Source organism: Mesorhizobium sp. M4B.F.Ca.ET.203.01.1.1 (genome assembly GCF_004791025.1).
GTDB classification, from domain to species: domain Bacteria; phylum Pseudomonadota; class Alphaproteobacteria; order Rhizobiales; family Rhizobiaceae; genus Mesorhizobium; species Mesorhizobium abyssinicae.
This window is the reverse complement of record NZ_SRUO01000265.1, coordinates 1-289: the sequence shown is the minus strand read 5'-3', so window position 1 is coordinate 289 and position 289 is coordinate 1. Positions and strand designations below refer to the sequence as shown.

The window sequence follows — 289 nt, the reverse complement described above, 5'->3', positions numbered from 1 at the left end:
TCTATGACGATGTCGGCTGCATTCGCGACGTGATCGAGAACCACCTGCTCAACATCCTTCTTCTGCTTGCCATGGAGCCGCCGGTCGGCCGTTCGGCCGACGACCTGATCGACGAGAAAGTGCAAGTGCTGCGCGCCATCCGCACGCTGACCAGGGACGATGTCGTGCGCGGCCAGTTCGACGGCTACCTGGCCGAGCCGGGCGTCAGGCCGAATTCGCCGGTCGAGACCTTCGCCGCGGTGCGCTTCTTCGTCGACACCTGGCGCTGGCAGGACGTGCCCTTCTTCAT

Annotated in this window: 1 pseudogene; it reads left to right on the top strand. The window is 64.4% G+C overall.

The features are described 5' to 3' along the window. Positions 1–289, top strand: a pseudogene (locus tag EN846_RS34615) (glucose-6-phosphate dehydrogenase); the annotation flags it as partial.